Source organism: Thalassospira lucentensis (assembly GCF_011806425.1).
Taxonomy (GTDB): Bacteria; Pseudomonadota; Alphaproteobacteria; order Rhodospirillales; family Thalassospiraceae; genus Thalassospira; species Thalassospira lucentensis_B.
Genome location: NZ_JAATOV010000002.1, coordinates 617,882 through 634,695, shown reverse-complemented (window position 1 = coordinate 634,695; position 16,814 = coordinate 617,882). Strand labels below are relative to the sequence as shown.

The window sequence follows — 16,814 nt, the reverse complement described above, 5'->3', positions numbered from 1 at the left end:
GCTTAGCGGAAGGCAAGCTCAGGCAGGAACAGGGCAATTTGTGGCACAAACATCAAGATGACTGCGGCCAACAACAGCATGATGATGAAGGGCGGCGTGCCTTTGATCACCTCGGCATAGGGTCGTCGGAAAATCGCAATCGCGGTAAAGATGTCACAGCCAAATGGCGGTGTGGCCGAGCCAATCGCCACCTGAAGGGTCACGAGTGTCCCCACCAGAACCGGATCAAGACCGGCGGCATTGACCAGCGGCATGAAGATCGGGGTCAGAACCAAGATGACAACGATTGGGTCGACAAACATACAGCCGACAAAGAAGGCAATACTGATCGCGGCCAGAATGACGTAAGGATTGGCACCCTCAAGCCCCAGCGCGCCAATGACATGCTGTGGGATTTGGGCAAAGGAAATCACGAACGAGAAGGTCGTGCCCGCACCAACAAGAATAAACACAACCGCAGTAATCAGGCCGGTCGAGCGCGCGATATCAAGCAATTCAGACCATTTGACCGATTTGAAAATCAGCACTTCAAGAATGATGGCATAGACAACCGCGACGGCGGCGACTTCGGTCGGGCTGACCCAACCCAGATAAATGCCGCCAACGATCAAGACCGGGAACATGATGGCAGGGCCGGCACTGACCACGGCCTTGCCGCGTTCAGACCAGCTCATGCGCGGGATGGTCGGGATGTTGTTCTTTTTGGCGTAATAGACGCAATAGGCCGAGAACATCAGCAAGATCAGAATGCCAGGGCCGATACCGGCCAGGAACAGTTCGCCGATCGAGACTTTGCCGACCACACCAAACACGATCATGCCGATTGATGGCGGGATCAAAAAGGCAATGTCACTGGCGTTAATGATCAAGGCCATGGCGAATTTATCTTCGTAGCCGGCTTTGAGCATTTTGGGACGCAGCGGGCCGCCCATGGCAACCACGGTTGCCTGTGTCGAGCCCGATACCGCGCCAAACATGGTGCAGCCAAGGGCGGTGGTGACGGCAAGGCCGCCGCGCACATGGCCCACAAAGGTCATGGCAAGGTCAATCAGCCGGTTGGCTGTATGTCCCTTGGTCACGATGTCAGCAGCAAAGATAAACATTGGCACCGCAATCAGCGCGACCGGGGAAATACCGGTGACCATTTGCTGAATGAGGATGCGTTCGGGGATGGGCATATAAAAGGCAAAGGCCACGACACTGGCCGTGGCAAGCGGGACCATCATCGGGAAGCCGAGCAACAACAGCCCAAGCATCACGATAAGGATTGTGGTTCCTAGATCCATTTTTCCGTTCTCCTTATAGGTGATGGTCTTCGGCTTCGAACGTATCTTCGACCCGATAGGACAGGTGTGTCCCCGGAACAAAGATGTTCGTCGCAGCGGCGAACACGAACTGAATGCCCGTGACGGTCAGACCGAATGGCACCCAGAGAACGGTGAAATAATATGGAATGCGAAGGGCCGGTGTCAGGCGATTAGAGGTAATCAAAGAAGACACGTAACCAACCGAATACCATGCCAACAAGAACAGAAGGCAGGCCGTGCCGGTGGTGATGATGATCATCATGATCTTGCTGGCTTTTGGCGGGAGCATATCGGTAAAGGCGGACATGCGAATGTGGCGCCCCATCCGGGCGGCTTCACTGATGCCGACAAAGGTCACAAGAATAATGAGAAATTGATTGAGTTCTTCGGAAAAGAAAATGCTCGAACTAAATACGAGGCGCATGATCACGTTGGCGACCGTATTGACCGCCATGATCACGATGCTCCAGCCCAGAAGCTGACGCTCAATCACGGATAATCCGTCATCAAGTTTCTTTAAAAAACCTAGAACCCCACCGCGTGGGGCAGGGGAATCCCCTTGAGAAGCTGACATACGACCTCCTTGATGCGCGTGCGAGACATTCTTGTAAAAACGCAATGTGCAGTGATTGGTTCCCTCCGCACGATTGTCTTCGCTTCACGCCTAAGCGATCAGAATAAAATTGCTTTGTGACGGTTCAATCACATTTTTGTCATGACACAAAAATCAATACATAACGTCGAAGGCGTGAACACCGGGCATCTGCTCCATCGTGTGGCGGATTTGCATCAAACCATGTTGCAGGGTCGGGGTATCGGCCGCCCCGCCAAGGCACAGCCGAATGGCATTGGGGCGGGGGACTTTGACGGTCATGAAGGGGTCGGAAATCGTGACAGCGACGCCGTTTTTGCGCAATTCAGACGCAAACCATTCTTCTTGCCAATGGGCCGGAATACGCACCCATGCACTAAGCGATGTGGGGTGGTGGCGGACAACCGCATCGCCAAGGATTTCGGCGACGAGGGCCTGACGTTCGCGCATCAGGGCGCGTTGGACGGTGACCGCCTGATCGACGGTGCCATCGGCAATCCAGCGTGCGCCGATCTCGGCCATCAATGGAGTCCCCATCCAGCCGGTGACGCGCAAAACGCTGCTCGCACGGATGGACAGGTGCTGCGGGACGGTTAAAAAGCCCGTGCGCAGCCCCGGCATGACGATCTTGGTCAGGCTGGAAACGTGAAAGCCGAGCTTGGGCACGAAGCTTGTGATCGGCGGCAGGTTTTGTTCGAGAAGCGGGCGATAGACATCATCCTCGATGATGTAGACGCCGTAATGTTCGGCGATTTCGGCGATTTTTTTGCGCCGTTCCAACCCCATCAGGCAATTGGTCGGGTTGGTGAAAATCGGGGTAACGACAAGGGCGCGGATCTGACGTTGATGGCATTCGCGGGCAAATGCTTCGGGCAGGATGCCTTCTTCGTCGGTTGGAAGGGCGCCCAGCTTAAACCGAAGGATGCTGGCGGTGCCGATCACGCCATGGTCGGTCAGGCTTTCGGTCAGGACAACGTCATCGGGCTGCACAATGGTGGCAAGGGCGGTAAACACACCTTGGGCCGCGCCATTGGTGATGAGGATGTTGGGGATGGTGGTGGTCACCCCCATGGTTTCAAGCCATCTGGCGCCGGTTTCGCGGTGATGTTCAAAGCCTGCGACCGGGCGGCATCCCTCCATCCAGCTATGCATGGGTTCTTCGGCCAGGCGGGCATGCATTTGGCGCGACAGATCATTATGAAAGTCGGTATAGGCGGTGCGCACAATCGACAGATCGATCAAATCAGCTTGGCGTTGATCAAGAATAAAGGACGATGCGCGGTCGGTCTGGCGGGCCTGAACAAAGGTGCCGCGCCGTCGTTCGGAGCGTAAATAGCCTTGGCGTTCGACTTCTTTGTAGGCCGCGCTGACGGTTTGAACGCTGACTTTCAGGCGATAGGCCAGTTCACGGTGGGTGGGCATCCGGACATCGTGCCGCAGGCGTCCTGCTTCGATATCGATGATAATTGCTTCGACCAGTGCCTTGTATTTAGGCCCTGTTTCGCCACTCAGATCGATTTCCGGCAACCACATTTACGTTTCCACCTGTTTGATTTTGGCAAAGCCTAACATGACAGATGGGTAAATGTGTAGACGTCAAAGTTATTATGTCCTGATACAAAACTAGCATTGACCTGATGCAGGAACATTTCAACACTTTGGGCGTTCATATTTTATGTGCCAACCAAGACGCCACCAAAAACCGGGGCTTAATGCGTAAGTCCCCGGTTACTGTGCGTACAATAAGGGAGACTTCGAAATGAGTTTTAATAAACTCCTCAAGGCGACCCTATCGGCTGCTGCTTTGTTTGCAGTTGCTGGAACCGCCGCCCATGCTGAAGAATGGAAATTTGCCCACGAGGAAAGCCCGGGCGATGTGCAGGACCTGTATGCGCAAGAATTTAAACGCCTGGTCGAAGAAAAGACCGATGGCGACGTGAACGTGACCATTTACACCTATGGTCAGCTGGGCACGGAAAACGACATCACCGAATTGACCGCTGCGGGTGCTGTTCAGTTCTCGAACGCATCGCCGGGCCATTTGGGGACGTTCGTTCCGGAAATTCAGGTCTTTGGCGTGCCTTACCTGCTGTCGCAGGATAACGAAGTTAACAAAAAAGTCCTTTCAAGCAGCCCGACGATCTATGACGATCTTGGCAAGGACTTCGTGTCCAAAGGCTTGAAACTTTTCACCATGTATCCAGAAGGCGAAATGGTCTGGACAACCAAGAAGCCAGTCGAAAAACCGGCTGATTTTGATGGTGTGAAATTCCGTGTCATGACCTCGCCGATCCTGATCGAAACCTATAAATCATTTGGTTCTGATCCGGTTGCTCTGCCGTGGGGTGAAGTTTATTCGGGTCTTCAGACCAGCGTTGTTGACGCTCAGGTGAACCCGATCTTCTTCGTTGAAAGCGCGAAATTCTACGAAGTTACCGATTATCTGGTTTATGCCGGTCAGCAGCAATACACCACCACCGTGGTTTCAAATGCTGATTTCTATGCCGGTCTTTCGGACGAGCGTAAAGAAATGCTTGCCGAGGTTAAAGCCGAGCTTGATGACTTCATCTATGATGCACAGGCCAAGGCAAACCAAGAAGCGCTTGAGCGCATCAAAGAAGCCAAGCCGGAAATCAAGGTCATTCGTTTGAATGAAGAACAGCGTGCCGCATTTAAAGAAGCTTCTAAAGGCGTTGGCGCAAGCCTCGTTGATGAAGTTGGCGGTGACACCAAAGAAGTGCTTGATTCGCTTCGTAAAGAATTTGGTACCCAGATGTAAGGGATCTTCCCACATCTTTGTTCCGATCTAACGAAAACCCCCGCAGCCCTGTGCTTGCGGGGGTTTTTGTTTGTCATCGGCAGGGTGCTGCTTGGTTTCTCACAGGGTGGTGCGGTTGCACGTCAAATGTGGGCACCGGTTTGCGGCATGTAAGCGGGTGTGTTCAGTCCATATTTGAAAGGAAATGACGATGAGTTATCTCAATCTTTCCCAAGCCTTGCGGGACTTTCTGTTCCCGGCGGTGATGATGGCATTCGTGCTGTTGGGGACGTTTATGACGTCGGCACATGCTGAAGTGTATTCCCCGAACGGTGTTCCGATGAGCCCAAGCGAATGGGGTGAAAAGTCACCGGATAAAGCGGCTGTTACCGTCAAGGAAGCCCTGAGTAATGCCGATGACCCGAAAATCGTTTCGGCAGTGTCCAAAAGTTCCCCATTCACGTTGAATCTTATTGGTTCTGATTCTGCGGGAACGATTTGGTGGTCTGAGGGGGATGGTGCTGAGATCAAGCTTAATATCATCAATGCATCGGGCAGCCAGATCGGGTCTTGCACGGTTTCATCGAGCAAGGGCAAAGACGGTAAATTTGATACCATGTGCTAGGTGATGCGCAAGTGACGCGTTGCTTGAACGCATAAAACAGGGGCCGATCATCTGACCGGCCCCTTAACGTATCGGTGTTTAAGATGCGTGACATGCGCCTGAAACCACATCGACGTGCGACGATTTTTCGGCGCAAAATTGACCTTCAATTTCACAACTTAAGCACATCGACCGTCGGACATCGTACGTTTCATTTTGAAAGGAAACATGATGCTAAGATTTGTCGCGACGTCGGTACTTTTCCTTGCTTTCGCGGTGCTTTCGGTCCCTGCATCTGCCGGGAATTACAGCAATGTCTATGTCGGCAGCGAGAATGATTACCTGCCTATTTCCAACGACCAGCTACGGCTTGCGTCGACGGATGGAGAGAAAGCCACTGTTGCGCAAACGATTGCGAACTCGAACGAGGCATCCATCCGGAATGGATTTAACGGCATAGGGAATACCGAACTTCTGGTGACCAAGTTTTGGCATCTGGGGGGGAGCATGCAGTTTGACAAGACATGGCAGCACGTCACGATCGAGATCTATAAGAATGATAGATATGTCAAAACCTGTCATGCTTATTCATTCAAAATTGCCCTGAATGGACCGTATCAGGCAACTTGTGGGCGGAAGGCAGAATAATCTGGCAATAAATCTGGCAACAGGGTTCGCACAAAAACAGAGGCCGGCGTGGGCCGGCCTCTGAGAGCATTTGGTTGGTAAAATCACCAACTGGATCTGCGATTGCTGTGTTGCTGATACCTTTTATTTGCCAGCGGCAACTTCGTCGGCAACGGCATCAACGGCCTGTTTGGCGATGTCGACGACTTTGTCGACTTCGGCTTTGGTGATCGTGAGCGGCGGTGCAAAGCCAAGGATGTCGCCATGAGGCATGGCACGGGCAATCATGCCGCGTTCAAGGCAAGCGGCCGAGATGCGCGGACCGATTTTCGCATTTGGATCAAACCGTTCTTTTTTGGTTTTGTCCGCCACGAATTCAAGTGCCGCCATCAGGCCAACGCCGCGGGCTTCGCCAACCAGCGGATGGTTGTCAAAGGTTTCGTGCATGCGCTGCTGCATGTAGCCACCGGTTTCAGCCGAATTACCCGTCAGGTTTTCACCATCGACAATATCAAGGTTGGCATTGGCAGCGGCCGCACAGACCGGATGGGCCGAGTAGGTCCAGCCATGGCCAAGCGGGCCCATTTTGTCAGAACCTTCTTCGAGTACTTTCCAAACGCGTTCGCCAACAATCACACCGGAAAGCGGCAGGTAGCCAGAGGTCACACCCTTGGCAATCGTGATCAGGTCCGGCTTGATGCCATAGTGCATCGAACCGAAATAGGACCCGGTACGGCCAAAGGCGGTGACAACTTCGTCAGCGACCAGCAGAACATCATACTTGTTCAGGACGGCCTGGATGGCTTCCCAGTAGCCTTCTGGCGGGGTGATGATGCCGCCCGTGCCCATGACCGGCTCGCCGATGAAGGCTGCAACGGTTTCCGGACCTTCGCGCAGGATCATTTTTTCAAGATCGTCGGCACAACGTTTGGCAAATTCTGCCTCGGTCTCACCGGCTTCTGCGTTCCAGTAGTGGTGCGGGCAGGTGGTGTGCAAGATCGGCGCACGCGGCAGATCAAACGCGTTGTGGAAAGCCGCAAGGCCAGTCAAGCTGCCGGTCATGATCCCGGAGCCGTGATAACCACGCCAGCGCGAGATGATTTTTTTCTTCTGCGGCAGGCCGCGGATGTTGTTGTAGTACCAGATCAGTTTGATGTTGGTTTCGTTGGCATCCGATCCGGACATGCCGTAATAGACGCGCTGCATGCCTTCGGGCGCGCTTTTGATGATGCGATCCGACAGACGAATGACCGGCTCGTTCCCGTGCCCGACATAGGTGTGGTAATAGGCCAGTTCTTTGGCCTGGGCATAGATTGCGTCGGCAATTTCGGTCCGGCCATAGCCGATATTCACACAGTAAAGACCGGCGAATGCATCAAGGCTTTCTTTGCCTTCGGTGTCATGAATGTAAATGCCCTTACCGCCATTGATGATGCGGTTCGGCGTTTCGCCGTCCGCGTGCTGGCGCATATTGGTCGACGGATGCATGAAATGCGCCCGGTCCATCGCCTGCAGGTCGGCGGTTGAGTTTTTGATAACATTCATTTTTGTTCTCCCATGTGAATGCAGTTGGTTTGGATGCGCGCGTTATTATTTAAAAGCGGCGCAGACATATTTGAGTTCGGTGAATTCTTCGAGACCGTGACGCGATCCTTCGCGGCCCAGGCCAGATTGCTTTACGCCGCCAAACGGGATCGGCGCGCCGGTGATTTTCACGCAGTTCAGCGCAACCATGCCGTATTCCAGCGCATTCGAGACCCGGTTTGCCCGGTCGTAATCGCTGGTGAACAGATAGGCGGCCAAGCCATATTCACTGTCATTGGCTTTGGCGATGACTTCTTCTTCGGTGTCAAAGGCTATGACAGGTGCCACCGGGCCAAATGTTTCTTCGCGGAAGATTTGCATGTCTTCGGTGACGTCTGCAAGCAAAGTCGGGGCATAGAACAAGCCGCCCATCTTTTTACCGCCGGTCACAACGCGTGCGCCCTTTTCACGGGCATCGGCAACATGTTCTTCGCATTTGCCAACCGCACGGTCATGCATCAGCGGACCGATTTCAACGTGTTCTTCGATGCCGTTGCCAACCCGCAAAGCCGCGATTGCCTTGGCATATTTATCAATGAAGTCAGCATAGATATTGCGGTGAACAAAGATGCGGTTGGCCGCAAGGCAATCCTGCCCACTGGTGGCGAACTTGGCATTGACCGCGTGGGCCACAGCTTCGTCGAGATCAACATCATCAAACAGAATGAACGGTGCGTGCCCGCCCAGTTCCATCGACATTTTTTTGATCGTCTGCGCACCCTGTGACAGCAACAAACGGCCAACTTCGGTGGAGCCGGTAAAGGACAGGGCACGGACATCGGTGTTGCCGCACAGTTCGCCGACGACCGGGTTCGGATCGCCGGTCACAACGTTAAACACGCCTGCTGGAATGCCCGCACGTTCGGCCAGTTCGGCCAAGGCGGTGGCGGAAAACGGGGTTTCGGTTGCCGGGCGCACAATCATGGTGCAGCCCGCCGCCAAGGCCGCAGCGGCCTTACGGGTGATCATCGCACAGGGGAAGTTCCATGGGGTCACCGCGGCGGTGACGCCAATCGGTTCGCGTTTGACCGACATGTTGCGACCGGGCAAGTGGGATGTGATGTTTTCAACATTCACGCGCTTGGCTTCTTCTGCGTAAAAATCAATGAAGCTTGCGGCGTAATCAATTTCGCCCCGGGCTTCGTTAATCGGTTTGCCTTGCTCAAGCGTCATCAGAAGGGCGAGGTCTTCTTTGTTTTCGATCAGAAGATCATGCCAGCGGCGCAGCGCGCTTGCGCGGTCTTGCGGCAGCATGCCGGCCCAGGCCGGGAAAGCTTCCTTGGCGGTTGCGATGGCTTTGCGGGTTTCAAAGACGCCCATGTTTGGCACGGTGCCGATGAAGCTGCCGTCAAACGGGTTGGTGACTTCGATGACCTGCAGGTTGTCCGCAGAACACCAGCGACCATCAATGTAAGCATGTTCGCGCAAAAGGCGCAGATCAGCGAGCTGGCTGAGCGAGATGCAACGCTGTTCTTCTGATTGTGCCGACATTGGGACCTCCTTAAAACGTGCGGACGCACATGCGCCAAGCGTGTTTATTGAACTGACAGGAAGCTATCAGTGCTTTGTCAGAGGAGGTGTCTGAACTGCGCGTCAAATGATGCGTTTTTTTTGGCCCGAGGTGGTAAAAAACGAATGTTTTTTCTGCTGGGTGCGAAAAGGCGCAGAAAATCAGTCTTCTGCGCCTTTTCGCACTTTTGACGGCGCTTTTCGATCACGGTGCGGATGATGATGACGGTAAAGAACAGCACCACCAAGCTGATTGTCATCGGAAAAGTGATCCGAATTTATTCGAGAGGTGATGGCCACTCTTGTATCAAAGTTTCCACAAATTTTCTATCCTGATGGGCATTTCGAACATCTATTTTTTCAACATTAGATGATATTTTTTTTGCTATTATTTTTTCAATTAATTTCACTCGTCTAATAACTTCTTTTTGATCTTTGAGTTTGTTGAGAGCATTTATTGTATAATTTTTTTGTGATTTTTCATCATGTATTTTGGGTTTTTCACCAAAACTTCTCTGCAGCAAGAGAGATATTATGAAGCGGAATTTCCACAAGTTCTTTTTTGCTCCTCCAGTGCAAAGCTTTTCTACTTCTTTTAGTACTCTTGCTGATAAAAGATATGGCCACATCGAATGATTGTCGATGTACATATCTTTATTGTATCTCCTTAGTAGAACGCCATAATAGTCGTTGGCATCTACAGGGTTTTCTAAAAAACAGCTTACGAAGCTGTTGGTTAAAAAAGTTAAAGTTACAATGTTTTTGGAGGTGTATGCCGAATCGGAGTATTGCCGTTTTCGTCTTTCATAAACAAGTTTATAGTCAACTGGATCGTCTATGCTAAGGAAGAATCTTTCTAGTTTTTTGTGGAAATCTGAAAGGACAACAAATGCTTCATCTTTGACTTCTGTCTGTCTGTTCGTTGCTCTAACGACTTCATTTACTAGTTCTCTGTCTTCCGCTTCAATTATTTTAACTGGTAAAGACGTATCGCTAAGTATTTTGTCTTGATTCGCAAATACAATGTGGCTTGTTTGGCATCCGTTTACTATTTGAAAATCTCCAAGTGTAAATTTTTTTCCTACTATTCTGACATCTCTTGCGACAATCGTTACGCCATTGTTTAGTGCGGCTAATCTGCTTTGATTCTCTGTCGAGAGCAATGTTTTTTCAATTTCGTCATTTACAGGGTTTCGACTTAAAAAATCGCGAACGTTTTCATTAAAAAGTGATTTGTGTAATTTTCCATCTGAATTTGATAGAAGTTTTATTAGCTCTTTGCATGGTAATACACCTAAATATGCTTGCCGGATTCCATTTATGGGAGGTAAGGCAGCGTACTCGTTTATGGTAATTTCTCTCTCTATTCTGAGGTTTACTTCTTGGTATCTCTCTTGAAGTTTGTTCGAATCAAGAAAAGTGAAACGGACATCTGAAAATAAGTTTAATGAAAGAAGCTCATCTTTGCCAGCGGACACTCGCGCTTCAATTACACGGTCTGCTTTATAGGTTCCTGCATAGCAATAATAAAGATGAAGTCGCGGTTTGAATCTCATTTTTACGCTTTTTTCAAATACGTAACTCGATAAATCCCTTTTTTCTGAAATGTGTTCATTCGTTGGCATATATTTTTCGCCAAAGAATTCTTTGATTCCTTGGATAAAACTCCCAATTTCAGCAGCGCTAATATTCCTAGATGTCTTTGATTGAACGAAGCAAAAATCTGCATCTATCTTTTGTCTACTTGATACTTCGTCAACCTGTGAGAATGTTGTGATAGGTATGTCATTTAAATATAATCCTAAAGAATCAATTCCAGAATCCAGTCCTCCACCAACAACGATGTCTTCAAGTATTGTATGTTCGGAGAAATCTCTAAACATTACACAATAGGCGGAAAAATACTCAAATATATCTGGTTCTTTTAAATCGGAAATATTAAATTCTTTTGCAAAATCTTTCAAATACGCTTTCAGAATCGGATCGTCCATTGCAATTCTCCAGTATAACTTTTGCGTGTGTCATATCATGGATGTGTATTTTGAAAATTGAAAGGAATTAATCTAATTATTCTTTTGTGGATTTATGACGTATTCCCAACTTCATTCAAAGTTTGTAGTGCGAGGAAAAGCGCGCCGTTCGCGCCGTTTTTCAATGACAGTGCGGATGATGATCACGGCAAAGAACAGCACAACGATGCCGGTGGATATCGGAAAGGCAAAGGGAATGCCGATCAGAAACATCAATCCCCCCAAGATGCTGCCGCCGACAAGGGCCAAAAACCCGCCAAGCAGAACGATGGCAAATACGGAAGCAATCAGGATAGAGGCGATTTTATTCATGAAATGGGGCGATGCGTTTGGGGACTGTAAAAGCAATAAACCGGATCAACGTGCCGATCCGGTTTATCACAAAAGTCAGTTTGCTTGCAGGCTGAATGTTTGATGGGGCAGATATCGTGCCCTAGTCATTATTCTTGCTGCTGAGCTGTTTGGTGGTTTGGTCGAGGCGGTCGGCCAGGACGCGGATCAACTGGGTGGCGACGGCTTGGTCCTGTCTGACCAGGCCAAGGAATTCAGCCTTGTCGAGTTTAAGGACTGACATTTCGTCAACCGCGCGGATGGTTGCCGAACGCGGGGCGTCGACCAGAAGGGCGATTTCGCCGATGACTTCCTTGGGGTTCACATCGCGCAATTTGACCGTTTGCATTTCCTCGGTCGTGAGCCAGATTTCACCACGGCCCGAAATCACCACATAGGCCGCATCGCCAGGATCACCCTGTTTTACAAGAACCTCGCCCTGTTTGAAGGTTAGGCGCGGGCTGGTAAAGGCAAGGAGTTTGACCACACTTGGATCAAGCCCCGCAAAGAGCGGGATGGTGCGCAGTAGCCGGACCTCTTGGTCGATATCGCCATCGGCAAGCGGTGCGTCGTCCTCGGCATCACCGACGTCTGACGAGGTGTCATCAGCGGTGTGACTGTGGCGTTTGACCAGTTTGCCGTTCGACATATGCAGCAAGGCGTCGAATTTATCATTATCCTGATCATCGCCCGCGACCCAGAGAAGACTGGTATTGTCATTTTCGCCGGTAAGGTAGTTGATGACGCTTTCGCGGGTTTCACGATCAAGCGCAGAGAGGCCTTCGTCAACCACGAGCAGATCAGGATTTTTGATCAGCGCGCGGACAAGGGCGATTTTCTGACGCAGGGTTTGTGAAACGCGGCTGCCGCCAACGCCGACCTGACTTTCAAGGCCAAGATTGACGAGTTCTTCGTAAAGGCCGCTTTCATGGGCGATTTCAAACAGAACTTCGCCAACGCGTTCTTCGGAATTTGCACGGCCATAGGCAAATCGACCAAACAGCAAGTTATCAAGAACCGGTGCCGCAGGTGCGTAGCCATCGCCATCGAAGAAATCGATCAGCGATTTCAGTTCGTCGGGCAGGTTTTCACGGAATTTTGGCCGTGCGGACAGGACCAACTGACGGAAGTCATCATCAATGACCCGCAAACGGTGACGTGCCGGGGTCAATTGCATGGCAACATCAATCAGCTGCAATTGGTCTTCTTTGCGGATGTCTTCAAACGCCACACCCTCGGTCCGTTTAAGGATGCTTTTGACTTCGGGGATTTCATCGGCCGAGACAAAGCTGTAGCGGTCAAAGAATTCATGTCCCGGGGGAAGGCCGGTAAACAGTTCGATCATCAGATCAAGCGTTTCACGGCCCATTTTGACCATGCGTTCATAAAGACCTGTATCGCGCAGAGTTTGCTGAATAAACGGATGGGACAGGAATTCAAGCCGACCAAAGGACGATTGTGACGGTGTCCCGAACAACAGGTTCACACCAACCGGTGCGTTGTCGTTGTATTTGTCGATGTCATAGGGTTCGACAAGATCGGACAATTCCCGTTCTTCGAGGATTTCCTTAAGCCGCGGGCGCACGGACAGAACCGATTCAACCAGTTCGGGATGTTGTGCAGGTTCAACACGGCGCAGCAAACCAATGCGATAGATGTCGCGGTCCAGACCGACGACCTCAAGCAGACGCATCAGTTCGGCATGCAGTTCTTCGCGCGACGAGAAGCCGGGCCCGACAAAATCAACCCATTCGGCGGACGGATCGTAGGGGATGTTGCCGGAACGCTGAACCTCGTCATACATTTCGCGGGTCAATTTCCACGGCAGGGCGGTCGGGTCGGAAATGTCGATTTCGTCAACAAACTTTGGCAATGGCATTTCAACAAGGTCGTTATAGGCCTTGGACTTGCTGGTATCGCGTGCGTCATCGCCCTTCGACTTTGCCAAGTGGATTGTGTTGGCTTTGTCGTCGGCATCCAGACTGTGTTTTTCGGCGTCACTGTCAATGTTGCTGTCACTGTCATTATCATTGTCGCCAGCCGGGGTTGTCGGCGCGTCAACAAGGATTGGGCGGTGTTTCAGGCCATAAAACAGGTTGTCTGAAATGCTGCCATTAAACAGATAGGCGTCGTTGCCGATATAGGCCAAGCGTTGCCCTACCACGGCAGCGGGAAGGCTGGTTGCGTCCGTGTCTTTGAATGAAATACGCCCGCCGGTCGGGTCGAGAATTCGGGCAAGCAAGCGCGCGACTTGTGATTTCCCGCTGTCAGAAGACCCGGTCAAAAGGGCGGAGCCCGGAAGTGGCATATTGAACGAGACGTTTTCAACAACACGCGTGCCATCATCATCAACCCAAGACAGGGCCGTGACATCCAGCGGGCCGCTTAGGCGCGGCGAGACCGGCACGATCAGTTGATGTTCAGATGCCAGATCGGGCAGTTCAAACTGTTCATAAAGCTGTTCGTATTTAATGCGCGCATCGGCAAGGCGCTGGTAATACGCCAGAAGCTCTTTCCAGGGGGCGGACATGTCTTTGTAAGCGGCAAGGGCCGCGACAAGGGCGCCGAAGCTGAGATCGCCGACAATCACCAAATAGCCGCCAATCGAATAGAAGAAGAACGGCGTGATCTGGGCGATGAAGTTGTTGAGGAACTTGATAAAGAACTTACGGAAATAGATTTCCTTACGGATTTCAAAAATCCGGCCCAGACGCTGGGTGAAGTGGGTAAGTTCGAACCCCTGCGTTTCGTTGGCGCGAATGTCGGTCGCACCCCCAACGGCCTCGCCGATATGTTCGGACATCCGGCGCACGTTTTGCACGCGTTGTTTGCCCAGCATATTGACGCGTTTTTGCAGTTTCGGGATCAAATATCCCTGTAACGGGTAAAACGCGATGGAGGCCAAGCCCATCAACGGGTCCTGGATAAAGATAAAGGCCGAAATCGTGACCAGAATACCGCCCTGATACAGCGGCAGAGAGAAAGCTTCGCCGAAGAACCCGCCAAGCGGTTCTGCCTCGGCGGTGATCATCGAGACGATTTCGCCTTGACTGGTTTTACGAAAATGCGGCAAAGGGAAACGCAAGACGCGTTCAAACAGATTGTAACGCAAACGGCGCAAAAGCCGTTCGGACATCACCCCGACATAGACATTGATGAAATACTTAAACCCGCCATTGACGAAAACAAGGGCGAGGAAAATACCAGAAAGCGCAAAGAGATATTCGATCTGGGTCAGATCAAAACCGACAATTTCATATGGCGCACCGGCCCCGCCGATCGCTTCGTTGACGATCATTTTAGGCAGGTCGAGTGAGTAGTACAGAAACGGAAATGACAGCAATGTAATTGCCGTCAAAATGATCTGTTGCAGGCTACTATAACGCCAGATATAGGCAAAAACCGATTTTGGCATTCGCGCGTCCCGTATGGTTTGGTCAGGTACTATTTGACCTGATTGCTCGCTATTTATTGTGATCGCGCGGATTATCCACCAAACGGGGGATTAGCCAAGGTCGAAACTTTGTTCCGGGTTGATGAATCCGCAAAAACCATCTGCTTTGGCGTCTGGTTTATCATAGGCCTGATAGTGGTACAGCCACATCTTGGCTTTTATCTCGTCTGGTAGGGTGACGAGTTGATCATAGTGGGCGTGAACACCAGAATGACGTGGCCCCAATTCGCAATCCTGAAAAATGATGTCGGCCTTGCGGTAATAGGGCATGTGCGCTTCGGGGTTGAAAATCGCATCGGTGGTCAGAAAAAAGCTTTTGTCTTTTGCGTGCCCAAACAGCGCATAGGACAACATGGTTTTTTCTTCGGTGACGACGTGGGGCACGGGGATCACATCAAACGATACACCGTTCCACGAAAACCCGTCTTGGGGTTTAAGCGCGGTTACATCGAAATAAGACGACAGCTTGCTGTTGCCATGATCACTGGTTTCAAGGCCACCCCGAAGCGAGTGTTCCCAAAGCGGTTCGATCAATTCTTCGGCGGTGATGAGTTCCACCCGGTGCCCGTCAAAGACAAAGTAGTTGGCAAGCGCCATCCATTCCAGACCGCCAATATGGTCTGAATGCAGGTGGCTGACATAGACCGCGTCAAAGTCATTGGGCATCAGCCCAAGTTTGCGCAGCGAATGGCGCGCATCAGAGCCGCAGTCAATCAGCAGGCGTTGTGGCAGTTCGTCACCCGACGGGATCGTTTCCAGAACCATATTGCTCTGAAAGTTGTCGGCAGCCATACAAAATGCCGACCCTGTTCCCGCAAAAGTAAGCTTCATTTTCCCCGTTCTCCCGATCTTTTGTCGAAAGACTAGAACAACATTCAAAAAATATGAATTGATTTGTTTGGTTTTTGGCCGGTTGTCGCAGATTTAATTGGGGCCTACACCGATCATCGGTTTTGCAAACAGATGCCGACAAATCAATTTGTTACGTGCCAAAAATCGGTTTGCACCACCTGAATTAGATGCGGATATGCAGCGCGATTGCGCATATCGCGCCCCTGATTAGCGCCAGTGCCCCGCTAAGCCCCAACTGCGGGCCGTATGCCACGCTTTTGCGGCGGACGACCTTTGCGCGGTCCGAACGATGGTGCGGGTATCGGTTACGGTTGGCGCGGGGATGTTTGTGGATCCGTGGTCGGGGATGGTTCGTTGTTTTGGGCGGCGTGGAGTTTCGCCATTTCCTGTCGCAGGGCGCGCAATTCATCCATGATTTCGTGATGATCAATGTGAAGTTCGCTGCGAGTCTGGTTTTCTTCGATATCCACATGGCTGGACATGGCATCGACGACAATGGCGATGAACAGGTTCAAGACAGCAAATGTGGTGATCAGAATGAACGGGACAAAGAACATCCACGCCATGGGATAGGATTCCATCACCGGGCGGACGATCCCCATCGACCAGCTTTCGAGCGTCATGATCTGGAACAGGGAATAAAGCGACGCCCCGATGGAGCCAAACCATTCAGGGAAGCCCGCACCAAACAGCTTGGTCGCCATGACGGCCGAGACGTAAAACACCAGCGACAGTAAAGTAAGCACCGATACCATGCCGGGAATGGCGCGCATCAGGGCTTCGACCACTTTGCGCATGGAAGGGACGGTCGATATCAGGCGGAAGGCCCGCAAAATACGCAGGGCCCGCAATACCGAAAGCCCCTGACCGGCGGGCAGAAGGGTAATGGCGACGATGGTGAAATCAAAAACGTTCCAGGCGCGCTTAAAGAAGGACAGCCGATAGACAAACAGTTTGAGCGCCAGTTCGACGACAAAAATGGCAACCGCAATGTGATCGAGGGCCTGCAACACGGGGCCCGCGACATCCATGATTGATTTGGATGTTTCAAGGCCAAGGATCACCGCGTTGAGCGCGATGACACCGGTGATGAAGTTTTGGAAACGGCTGGATTCAATAAACCGGCGCAGCATGAAATGGTGCCTCCCGACGGGGTCGGAATTTGGC

Annotated in this window: 14 protein-coding genes; 3 read left to right on the top strand and 11 right to left on the bottom strand. The window is 51.5% G+C overall.

Annotation, left to right across the window (positions count from 1 at the left end):
• Positions 1-2: 2 nt before the first annotated feature.
• From HCZ99_RS08445 to HCZ99_RS08435, 3 genes are all read right to left on the bottom strand, one after another.
• Positions 3-1,286: a TRAP transporter large permease gene (locus HCZ99_RS08445; RefSeq protein ID WP_167446489.1), complete on the bottom strand. Its 1,284-nt coding sequence runs from the start codon at positions 1,284-1,286 to the stop codon at positions 3-5.
• Positions 1,287-1,299: 13 nt separating this feature from the next.
• Complete coding sequence (locus HCZ99_RS08440) at positions 1,300-1,881, bottom strand: TRAP transporter small permease (protein WP_254869524.1); 582 nt, start codon at positions 1,879-1,881, stop codon at positions 1,300-1,302.
• Between the two features lie 153 nt (positions 1,882-2,034).
• Complete coding sequence (locus HCZ99_RS08435) at positions 2,035-3,432, bottom strand: PLP-dependent aminotransferase family protein (RefSeq protein ID WP_167446488.1); 1,398 nt, start codon at positions 3,430-3,432, stop codon at positions 2,035-2,037.
• A 226-nt stretch (positions 3,433-3,658) separates the two neighbouring features.
• On the opposite strand from HCZ99_RS08435, the gene HCZ99_RS08430 reads away from it, so the two are divergent.
• From HCZ99_RS08430 to HCZ99_RS08420, 3 genes are all read left to right on the top strand, one after another.
• Positions 3,659-4,678 (top strand): TRAP transporter substrate-binding protein, encoded by a 1,020-nt coding sequence (locus tag HCZ99_RS08430; RefSeq protein ID WP_167446487.1) that lies wholly within the window; start codon positions 3,659-3,661, stop codon positions 4,676-4,678.
• 190 nt (positions 4,679-4,868) lie between these two features.
• Complete coding sequence (locus HCZ99_RS08425; RefSeq protein WP_167446486.1) at positions 4,869-5,282, top strand: hypothetical protein; 414 nt, start codon at positions 4,869-4,871, stop codon at positions 5,280-5,282.
• Positions 5,283-5,492: 210 nt separating this feature from the next.
• Positions 5,493-5,909 (top strand): hypothetical protein, encoded by a 417-nt coding sequence (locus HCZ99_RS08420; protein ID WP_167446485.1) that lies wholly within the window; start codon positions 5,493-5,495, stop codon positions 5,907-5,909.
• Positions 5,910-6,032: 123 nt separating this feature from the next.
• On the opposite strand, the gene HCZ99_RS08415 is transcribed toward HCZ99_RS08420, so the two are convergent.
• The 8 genes from HCZ99_RS08415 to HCZ99_RS08375 all read right to left on the bottom strand — a co-directional run bounded on the left by HCZ99_RS08415 (position 6,033) and on the right by HCZ99_RS08375 (position 16,780).
• Positions 6,033-7,433 carry an aspartate aminotransferase family protein gene (locus tag HCZ99_RS08415; RefSeq protein WP_167446484.1) on the bottom strand — a complete coding sequence of 467 codons (1,401 nt, stop codon included), beginning with the start codon at positions 7,431-7,433 and terminating at the stop codon, positions 6,033-6,035.
• 45 nt (positions 7,434-7,478) lie between these two features.
• The gene (locus tag HCZ99_RS08410; RefSeq protein WP_167446483.1) at positions 7,479-8,963 is read right to left on the bottom strand and encodes an NAD-dependent succinate-semialdehyde dehydrogenase; all 1,485 of its coding nucleotides are present in this window, start codon (positions 8,961-8,963) and stop codon (positions 7,479-7,481) included.
• 77 nt (positions 8,964-9,040) lie between these two features.
• Entirely contained in the window at positions 9,041-9,241 is a 201-nt protein-coding gene (locus HCZ99_RS08405) for a hypothetical protein (protein ID WP_167446482.1), read from the bottom strand.
• Between the two features lie 18 nt (positions 9,242-9,259).
• Positions 9,260-10,972, bottom strand: a complete 1,713-nt coding sequence (locus HCZ99_RS08400) for an AIPR family protein (protein WP_167446481.1) — start codon at positions 10,970-10,972, stop codon at positions 9,260-9,262.
• A 111-nt stretch (positions 10,973-11,083) separates the two neighbouring features.
• Positions 11,084-11,323 (bottom strand): hypothetical protein, encoded by a 240-nt coding sequence (locus HCZ99_RS08395; protein ID WP_167446480.1) that lies wholly within the window; start codon positions 11,321-11,323, stop codon positions 11,084-11,086.
• A gap of 121 nt (positions 11,324-11,444) precedes the next feature.
• Positions 11,445-14,756 carry an ABC transporter transmembrane domain-containing protein gene (locus HCZ99_RS20680; protein ID WP_254869523.1) on the bottom strand — a complete coding sequence of 1,104 codons (3,312 nt, stop codon included), beginning with the start codon at positions 14,754-14,756 and terminating at the stop codon, positions 11,445-11,447.
• A 90-nt stretch (positions 14,757-14,846) separates the two neighbouring features.
• Positions 14,847-15,626, bottom strand: a complete 780-nt coding sequence (locus HCZ99_RS08380; RefSeq protein ID WP_254869522.1) for an MBL fold metallo-hydrolase — start codon at positions 15,624-15,626, stop codon at positions 14,847-14,849.
• A 326-nt stretch (positions 15,627-15,952) separates the two neighbouring features.
• Positions 15,953-16,780 carry an ion transporter gene (locus HCZ99_RS08375; protein WP_167446479.1) on the bottom strand — a complete coding sequence of 276 codons (828 nt, stop codon included), beginning with the start codon at positions 16,778-16,780 and terminating at the stop codon, positions 15,953-15,955.
• Positions 16,781-16,814 lie beyond the last annotated feature (34 nt).